2 protein-coding genes are annotated in these 1,925 nt (G+C 34.6%); both read left to right on the top strand.

Features of this window, described 5'->3' with window-relative positions; genetic code table 11:
- On the top strand, positions 1–381 hold a 381-nt coding region (locus tag AC1DUW_RS27135), incomplete at its 5' end, for a chromate transporter (RefSeq protein WP_477643966.1).
- A 941-nt stretch (positions 382–1,322) separates the two neighbouring features.
- A partial coding sequence (locus tag AC1DUW_RS27130) for a PAS domain S-box protein (RefSeq protein WP_477643965.1) occupies positions 1,323–1,925 on the top strand: 603 nt, incomplete at its 3' end.

Genomic DNA, 1,925 nt, shown 5'->3' with positions numbered 1-1,925 from the left:
GGTCCTATCACCATCAATAGTGCCATTCTCGTTGGCTATTCGACTGCTGGATTAGCAGGATCCATATCATCCGCTCTCGGAATCTTGCTTCCTGCTATTATACTCGTAGTCGTTATAGCCACCTTCTTCAACAAATTGAATCATTATCAAGTTGTTCAAGCGATGTTTTATGGATTAAGACCCATTGTCACTAGTTTAATCCTCTTTGCAGCAATCAGTTTTGCCATTTCCAATCATATGATTCCTCTAAACTTTTCGTGGCATTCGATAAGCTTATTACTCGTCTTTGGGTTATCGTTATTCTCCCTGTTGAAATTACGCTGGCATCCAGCCTATGTCATTATTCTTTCTGGTTTAGTTGGTGTTGTCCTCTATTCATAACTACTCATTCTATTTCTATAAGACTTGTACCAAAATCCAACCCTTTGTAAATCCGCATTTTCCTGACGCAACTCGGGTCCAATCAGGAAAATGGTTTATCTGTATTATAAGAATCGAGTGTATTAAAAGTAATCTAAGAAGAAAAATTGAGTACAAAGTTACTTTGAATACTTGATAAAACAATCTATTTAACCTATTAAATGTAGTGATGTCTTGACAATAAGAAGGCATCGAATAACCGTACCCCTCTATTCATCGTTCCGAAGTAGAATAAAAGCTTTTTCTACTTCTTGATCACGTCTTAAAGCGTATTAGTTTCCTACAAGGCAGCAACACACGGTTATTCCCAAGTATAGTTCACCGCATAATCATGGCGCTACCCCAAGTAGAACGAACAATGAGCTTGATTGTACGATTCGTACAAGGCAAAAGGGAGAAATAATAAAATATAAGCAGCCGAACGAGGCTGTTGACAAATTAACAGGAATTTTTGAAACCTATGTAGAATTTAATTCTATGTAGGTTTTTTATTGGGGGGAGTCTTATATGATGGGACGTAATGATAAGTACCAAAGTAAAATGGAATTAATTAATTTGGACGATAGATTGCAAAGATTTGTTTTATTGCACTAAACTGTTCTGATAGTTGAAGAAGGGTATTTTATTTTAATCTATGATAATAGTAAGGGTCGTATATTTAAATTTCTTAACCCTTTCCTAACCTCTTCGCACCCTTTTCATAAGGCTGTGCTTTTTTTTGTGAACTCTTTTTTATAGAAATTCAATATATTTTATCTAAACTTCTCCACATATTAATGATGTTGAGGAATGATGATCTGTTCTTGAACGAACGTGTAAAAAATAGTTAAACAAATAATTAAAAAGAGCTAAAGTTAAAATTTTTATTCCAGTTAAGGATGTTTCCTGATAAACTAATGGCAATGATTAAATACGGAGTGATTTACTTGGAATTACAAATTGACTCAACAGACATTGACTTCCATCAATTGATCTCGTATTCCCTCAATTCAATTATGATTGTTGGAAAGGCAGGAAAAATCCTTTACTGTAATAGAGCTTGTTTGGAATTGCTAAAGTTAGCTTCTCCTGAGGACATATTGTATAAAAACTTGTACGTTTTTCTCCCTCCAGATAACCATGCTAGTTGTAATGACCGATTAAAAAGGGTGCTGGAAAAACAAGAGATATTAGAACTGGCGGAACAAAAAATGATTTGTAGTGATGGACAGGTTATTGATATTGAAGTAACAGCTGCCCCTTTTTATTTGAAAGACATGATCTTGGCTCAAGTCATTATTCGAGACATTACAGATCGTAAAAAAGCAGAAATTCTTTTGAAAGACAGAGAAAAATTAGCATCAATCGGCCAAATAGCTGCAGGGATTGTTCATGAAGTTAAAAATCCTCTTACTTCAGTAAAGGGATTTTTACAGCTATTAAAAGAATCCCAGCCTCATCCTTATCTCAATACGATGGAAGCAGAATTAGAAAAAGCATTAGAGACTCTGCAAAATCTATTACAT

The sequence above is a fragment of the Peribacillus sp. P4_C12 genome, assembly GCF_056402095.1.
This window is presented reverse-complemented; position numbering and strand designations above follow the sequence as displayed.